A 7,903-nucleotide genomic window follows, 5' to 3' on the forward strand; every position below is an offset into this window, starting at 1 on the left:
TCAAATGAATGAGCATGATACAGAAGTAATGGCTGGGATTTTTACAACACTTGGATATGAGCCAACCTTTTCAACTGAAGAGGCAGATGTGATTTTATTAAATACTTGTGCAATTCGTGAAAATGCTGAAAATAAAGTGTTCGGTGAACTTGGTCATTTAAAATCATTAAAGCGAAGAAATCCGGATCTTATAATTGGTGTATGTGGTTGTATGTCTCAAGAGGAATCTGTTGTAAATAAAATTATGCAAAAAAATCAGCATGTAGATATGGTGTTTGGTACACACAATATTCATAGATTACCGTATATCCTAAAGGACGCAATGTTCTCAAAAGAGACGGTAGTTGAAGTTTGGTCAAAAGAAGGGGATGTAATTGAAAACCTTCCGAAAGTACGTCGTGGTGATATTAAAGCTTGGGTAAATATTATGTATGGCTGTGATAAGTTTTGTACATATTGTATTGTACCGTATACACGCGGAAAAGAGCGCAGCAGACGTCCAGAAGATATTATTAAAGAAATTCGCCATTTAGCTGCGAACGGTTATAAAGAAATTACGTTACTTGGACAAAACGTAAACGCATACGGTAAAGACTTTGAAGATATACAATATGGTCTTGGCGATTTAATGGATGAACTTCGTAAAATCGATATCGCGCGTATTCGTTTTACAACAAGCCATCCACGTGATTTTGACAATCATTTAATTGATGTTCTTGGAAAAGGTGGTAACCTAGTAGAACATATCCACTTACCGGTTCAATCTGGTAGTACAGATATGCTTAAAATTATGGCGCGTAAATATTCGCGAGAACACTATTTAGAGCTTGTACGAAAAATTAAAGAAACAATTCCGAATGCAGTGCTAACGACTGATATTATCGTTGGTTTCCCTAATGAAACGGATGAGCAGTTTGAAGAGACGATGTCGTTATATCGTGAAGTAGGATTTGATACGGCATTTACATTTATTTATTCTCCGCGTGAAGGTACACCAGCTGCAAAAATGCAAGATAATGTTCCGATAGAAGTGAAGAAAGAGCGATTACAACGCTTAAATACACTAGTGAATGAATATGCWGTTAATAAGAATAAGCGTTATATAGGTCAAATTGTAGAAGTATTAGTTGAGGGAGAAAGTAAGAATAATCCTGAAGTACTTGCGGGATATACACGTACGAATAAACTTGTAAACTTTGTTGCTTCAAAATCTTTAATTGGTCAGCTTGTGAAAGTAAAAATAACGGAAGCAAAAACTTGGTCTCTTAACGGGGAATTGGTTAAGGAGCCGATTGAGGTGAAATAATAGATGAAAGTATATACGAAAGATGAAATTGTTGAGCAAGCGAAAGAATTAGCGAAAATGATCTCTGAAACAGAAGAAGTCGATTTCTTTAAGCGAGCAGAAGCACAAATTCATAAAAATGAAAATGTAAAGCGAGCAATTGATGAAATAAAAGCTTTGCAAAAACAAGCAGTAAACTTGCAACATTATGGGAAATGGGAAGCTTTGAAAAAAGTAGAAGCTGAAATTGATGCACTTCAAGATAAGTTAGATAATATCCCAGTTGTACAGGAGTTTAAATCTTCACAAACGTATGTAAATGACTTACTACAGCTAGTTGCTAGTACCATTTCTAACAATGTAACAGATGAAATATTAGTTTCAACTGGCGGCGATGTGTTGAAGGGTGAAACTGGTGCAGCAGTAGAAAGTAAAAAAGGAGATTGTGGTTGTTAAAGAGATGTCTTATTGACATCTCTTTTTTTTAGTGGGTTATATCGGAAATTCTTCTCAAAAAAAAGAATGACACATTCCGCTATTGTCACGCATATGATTAAGTGAATAGTGATTGAGGAGGGTTACGAATGTCCGAATTTAGAGAGATTATTACAAAAGCAGTGGTTGGAAAAGGACGTAAGTATACAAAGTCAACGCATACATGTGAATCGAATAATGAGCCAACAAGTATTTTAGGGTGCTGGGTAATTAACCATTCGTACGAAGCGAGAAAGAATGGAAAACATGTGGAAATTGAAGGTTTCTATGATGTAAACACTTGGTATTCATTTGATGGAAACACAAAGACTGAAGTTGTAACAGAACGTGTTAACTACAATGATGAAGTAAGTATTGGGTATCGTGATAAAAACTTCTCTGGTGACGATTTAGAAATTATCGCTCGTGTAATTCAGCCGCCAAATTGTTTAGAAGCTCTTGTATCGCCAAATGGTAATAAAATTGTTGTGACGGTAGAACGTGAATTTGTAACAGAAGTAGTTGGGGAAACGAAAATTTGTGTAAGTGTAAATCCTGAAGGTTGCGTAGAATCAGACGAGGATTTCCAAGTCGATGATGATGAGTTTGAAGAATTAGATCCGAACTTTATCGTCGATGCAGAAGAAGAGTAAGAGAAAGCTAGGGAGAAGTTCTTCCTAGCTTTTTACAGTACATAAGTGGTTCTGCATGAACATGATTCCTTATGAAATGTGCTATAATGAGGAAAGACTCCTGGAATAGGAGATATGGATGTCCGTGAAGTGTGACATATATGAATATAGATTATTATGTAAGAATTATGGAGGAAAGACATGACGCAATATACGCCTATGATACAGCAATACTTAAAGGTTAAGGCAGACTATCAAGATGCCTTTTTATTTTTCCGATTAGGTGATTTTTATGAAATGTTCTTTGAAGATGCTGTTAAAGCAGCTCATGAACTTGAAATTACATTAACGAGCCGAGATGGTGGTAGTAGTGAACGTATACCGATGTGTGGTGTACCGCATCATGCAGCTAAAAATTATATTGAACAACTTGTTGAAAAAGGATATAAAGTAGCTGTTTGTGAGCAAGTGGAAGACCCAAAAACAGCTAAAGGTGTAGTACGTCGTGAAGTAGTACAACTAATTACGCCAGGAACGATGATGGAAGGGCGTACAATAGACGAGAAGGAGAATAACTTCTTAGCAGCATTAACACATTTCGAAGATGGATCTTATGCGCTAGCTTGTAATGACTTAACGACTGGACAAAATACAGTGACGTTATTAACTGGTTCAGTAGAAGATATTTTATTAGAAGTGTATGCGACTGGTTCAAAAGAAATTGTTGTAGATTCTACATTTTCAAAAGATGAATTAAATAAGTTAACTGAAACATTAAAAATGACGATTTCGTATGAAGATGCAACAACTATTCCAGAAGGATTAGAACATCTTGTGAAAAGTGTTTCCCAAGCAAAATTAATTAAAGCAATTGGACGCTTATTTAACTATGTGATAAGAACACAAAAACGTTCGTTAGATCACTTGCAACCAGTAGAAATTTATTACACGAATCAATTTATGAAAATTGATGTGCATTCAAAACGTAATTTAGAGTTAACAGAGACTCTTCGCACGAAGGAAAAGACAGGCTCATTATTATGGCTATTAGACAAAACAAAAACGGCTATGGGTGGGCGTATGTTAAAACAGTGGATGGAACGTCCACTTATCCAGAAAGAAAAAGTTGAAGAGCGTTTAGAAATGGTTGAAACGTTTGTAAATGATTACTTCTTACGTGAAGATTTAAAAGAAAAGTTAAAAGAAGTATATGATTTAGAGCGTTTAGCAGGGAAAGTTGCATTTGGTAATGTAAATGCACGGGACTTATTACAATTAAGACGTTCTTTACTGCAAGTACCAGCTATTTTAGAAGCGATTAGTCTGTTAGATAATGCTTATGCAGCAAGGTTAATTCAAGGTGCAGATCCATGTGAGAGCTTAACTGAATTACTGGGAAGAAGTATTCAAGAAAACCCACCGCTTTCTATTAAAGATGGAGATATTATTAAAGATGGTTATAATGATAAGCTTGATCAATATCGTTACGTTAGTAAAAACGGAAAAACGTGGATTGCTGAGCTTGAAAAACGAGAGCGTGATATTACAGGGGTTAAATCATTAAAAATTGGGTACAACCGTATTTTCGGCTACTATATTGAAGTGACGAAGGCTAATCTTGCAGCACTTCCAGAAGGGCGCTATGAGCGTAAACAAACGCTTGCTAATGCTGAACGTTTCATAACAGATGAATTAAAAGAAAAAGAAACATTAATCTTAGAAGCAGAAGAGAAAATTGTACAATTAGAATACGATTTATTTACAGCACTTCGCGAAGAAGTCAAAGTATTCATTCCGAAATTACAGCATTTAGCGAAAGTAATTAGTGAACTAGATGTACTGCAAAGCTTTGCGACAGTTAGTGAAGAAGAGCAGTTTGTAAAACCTGTTTTAACAAATAAGCGCGAAATCTTTATTAAAGATGGTCGTCATCCTGTCGTTGAAAAAGTATTGAACGGGAAATTGTATGTACCGAATGATTGTATTATGCCGGAGAAGATGGATGTCTTTTTAATTACAGGACCGAACATGTCTGGTAAAAGTACGTATATGAGACAATTAGCACTTGTTACTGTTATGTCACAAATTGGTTGTTTTGTACCAGCGACAGAAGCAGTATTACCTGTCTTCGATCAAATCTTTACGAGAATTGGTGCAGCGGATGATTTAATCTCAGGTCAAAGTACATTTATGGTTGAAATGTTAGAAGCGAAAAATGCAATTGCAAATGCATCAGAGAGAAGTTTAATTTTATTCGATGAAATTGGACGCGGTACATCTACGTATGATGGTATGGCACTTGCGCAAGCAATCATTGAACATATTCATGACCAAATTGGTGCGAAAACATTATTCTCTACACATTATCATGAATTAACAGTGTTAGAAGAAAGTTTAGACCAACTAAAGAATGTACATGTTTCAGCAATTGAAGAGAATGGAAAAGTAGTTTTCCTTCATAAAATTCAAGATGGAGCGGCTGATAAAAGTTACGGAATTCAYGTTGCTCAACTTGCCGAGCTTCCAGAGAGCTTAATCGCTCGCGCGAAAGAAGTGTTAGCACAACTAGAAGGACAGGAAGAAATTGTTATTCCGAAACGAGTAGAAGTGAAAGTGCCAGAAGTCGCTCCAGAACCAGTTGTTGTAAAAGAAGAACCAGCAGAAATACAAGAGACGAAAGTAGAGACTGAGGAAGAATCGCAATTATCATTCTTTGGTGGAGAACGGTCTTCGAAAAAACAAGACAAGTCAGTTCTAGATGCAAAAGAAACGGCAGTACTTGCGCAAATTAAAAAAATTGATTTACTTGATATGACACCTTTAGAGGCGATGAACGAACTGTATCGCTTGCAGAAAAAGTTAAAGAAAGGATGAGTAAGTAGATGGGGAAAATTCGCAAACTCGATGATCAACTCTCTAACTTAATTGCGGCAGGGGAAGTAGTAGAGCGCCCTGCCTCAGTTGTAAAAGAACTCGTGGAAAATTCCATCGATGCGAATAGTACATCTATTGAAATCCACTTAGAAGAAGCTGGATTATCGAAGATTCGCATCATCGATAATGGAGATGGTATTGCTGAAGAAGATTGTATCGTTGCATTTGAACGACACGCAACGAGTAAAATTAAAGATGAAAATGATTTATTTCGTATAAGAACGCTCGGTTTCCGCGGAGAGGCCCTGCCGAGTATTGCCTCAGTGAGTGAATTAGAGTTAATTACGAGCACAGGTGATGCGCCTGGTACACACCTTAGTATTAAAGGTGGAGACATTATAAAACAAGAGAAAACGGCAAGCCGAAAAGGAACAGATATTACTGTACAAAACTTATTTTTTAATACACCAGCGCGCCTTAAATATATGAAAACGATTCATACAGAGCTTGGGAACATTACAGATATCGTGTATCGTATTGCAATGTCACATCCAGAAGTATCGTTAAAACTGTTTCATAATGAAAAGAAATTGCTTCATACATCAGGAAACGGTGATGTAAGACAAGTACTTGCATCGATTTACAGCATTCAAGTTGCGAAGAAGCTTATTCCGATTGAAGCTGAGTCTCTAGACTTTACAATTAAAGGTTATGTAACATTACCAGAAGTAACGAGAGCGTCGCGTAACTATATGTCAACGATTGTAAATGGCCGTTACGTTCGAAATTTCGTATTAATGAAAGCAATTCAGCAAGGATATCATACGTTATTGCCAATCGGACGATACCCAATCGGCTTCTTATCAATTGAAATGGATCCAATGCTTGTTGATGTCAACGTACATCCAGCAAAATTAGAAGTACGCTTTAGTAAAGAACAAGAATTGCTAAAGCTTATCGAAGAAACATTGCAAGCTGCATTCAAAAAAATACAACTCATTCCAGATGCTGGTGTAACAACGAAGAAAAAAGAAAAAGATGAAAGTGTGCAAGAACAGTTCAAGTTTGAGCATACAAAACCGAGAGAATCATCTATGCCTAACATCGTTTTACCAACAGGAATGGATGAGAAACAAGAAGAAACAACGACTGTAAAACAACCAGCACAACTGTGGCAACCGCCGAAGCAAGAATGGCAACCACCACAGTCACTCGTAAGAGAAGAGCAAAGCTGGCAGCCATCCTCTAAGCCGGTAATAGAGAAAACGGTTCGAGAGGAAAAGGAATGGACTAGCAACGATGACGATTTTGAATTAGAGGAATTGGAAGAAGAAGTCGGGGAGATAGAAGAGATTGAAATGAACGGTAATGACTTACCGCCGCTTTATCCAATTGGACARATGCACGGAACATATATTTTCGCTCAAAATGATAAYGGGYTATATATGATTGATCAGCAYGCWGCGCAGGARCGYATCAATTATGAATATTTCCGTGATAAAGTGGGACGAGTTACGCAAGAAGTACAAGAATTACTTGTACCGTACCGCATCGATTTATCTCTTACCGAATTTTTACGTGTCGAAGAGCAGTTAGAAGAATTAAAAAAAGTCGGACTATTTTTAGAGCAGTTTGGCCATCAATCCTTTATCGTTCGTTCGCATCCAACGTGGTTCCCGAAAGGACAAGAAACAGAAATCATTGATGAGATGATGGAGCAAGTCGTTAAACTAAAAAAAGTTGATATTAAAAAATTACGTGAAGAAGCAGCTATTATGATGAGCTGTAAAGCATCGATTAAAGCAAATCAATATTTAACGAACGATCAAATATTCGCTTTACTTGAAGAGCTTCGTACAACAACAAATCCGTACACATGTCCACATGGAAGACCGATTCTGGTGCATCATTCTACTTATGAGTTGGAGAAGATGTTTAAGAGGGTTATGTAGGGTTAATGTCCAAAGAGAAAAAGTTCGTTCCCAGTTATTTGAAACGGTTTGAAAGTGCCTAGTATTATTTATATGTGCTGAAAGAAAATAAAATAAATATGTAATAGCAATGTTCTCTACAGTTATTTTAATAAAATATAGAGAGAAATAAAAAGGGGCGATAGTAACAAGTCGCTCCTTTTTAATATAATTCTTTTGCAACTATATTTTAAAAATTCATTTATAAACTAGAGATAACCTATTTGTAATTTATATGTGCTTTCTTATTTTTTTTTGTAAGAAAAGGGGCTTTTAATTTACAGAATTATCAGAATTATGTAAGGTGTATATAAAACCATAAAATGGGGTGTTCTTTATGTGTACTAGTTTGACATTACAGACAAAAAATGGTCAGCATCTTTTTGCAAGAACGATGGACTTCACATTAGATTTGAATCAAGAAGTAATAGTCATTCCTCGACATTACCAGTGGAATAATATAACTGGTGAAATCATTAATACGAAACATGCTACGGTCGGAATGGGAATTAATCATCAAGGAAGGATCATTATGGCGGACGGAGTAAATGAAGCAGGTATGACATGTGCAACACTCTATTTTCCAGGATTCGCTACTTATAGTCAAAGCATAGATGACAACAAAACGAATTTGGCTCCATTTGATTTTGTGACTTGGAGTCTCACAC

General features: G+C 36.3%; 6 protein-coding genes. All 6 read left to right on the forward strand.

Features of this window, described 5'->3' with window-relative positions:
* On the forward strand, positions 1-1,306 hold a 1,306-nt coding region (gene miaB, locus AC1DJR_RS11745), incomplete at its 5' end, for a tRNA (N6-isopentenyl adenosine(37)-C2)-methylthiotransferase MiaB (RefSeq protein WP_477002670.1).
* A gap of 3 nt (positions 1,307-1,309) precedes the next feature.
* Positions 1,310-1,741: a YlbF/YmcA family competence regulator gene (locus tag AC1DJR_RS11750; protein WP_429691808.1), complete on the forward strand. Its 432-nt coding sequence runs from the start codon at positions 1,310-1,312 to the stop codon at positions 1,739-1,741.
* 128 nt (positions 1,742-1,869) lie between these two features.
* Positions 1,870-2,412, forward strand: coding sequence for an outer spore coat protein CotE (cotE, locus tag AC1DJR_RS11755; RefSeq protein ID WP_002014610.1), 543 nt, complete (start codon positions 1,870-1,872; stop codon positions 2,410-2,412).
* A 180-nt stretch (positions 2,413-2,592) separates the two neighbouring features.
* Positions 2,593-5,265 (forward strand): DNA mismatch repair protein MutS, encoded by a 2,673-nt coding sequence (mutS, locus tag AC1DJR_RS11760; RefSeq protein WP_429686836.1) that lies wholly within the window; start codon positions 2,593-2,595, stop codon positions 5,263-5,265.
* Positions 5,266-5,273: 8 nt separating this feature from the next.
* Complete coding sequence (gene mutL, locus AC1DJR_RS11765) at positions 5,274-7,217, forward strand: DNA mismatch repair endonuclease MutL (RefSeq protein WP_429691809.1); 1,944 nt, start codon at positions 5,274-5,276, stop codon at positions 7,215-7,217.
* Positions 7,218-7,572: 355 nt separating this feature from the next.
* Positions 7,573-7,903: linear amide C-N hydrolase (locus AC1DJR_RS11770; protein ID WP_477002671.1), on the forward strand; the 331-nt coding region annotated here is incomplete at its 3' end.

The organism is Bacillus sp. 05T31 (assembly GCF_056396725.1).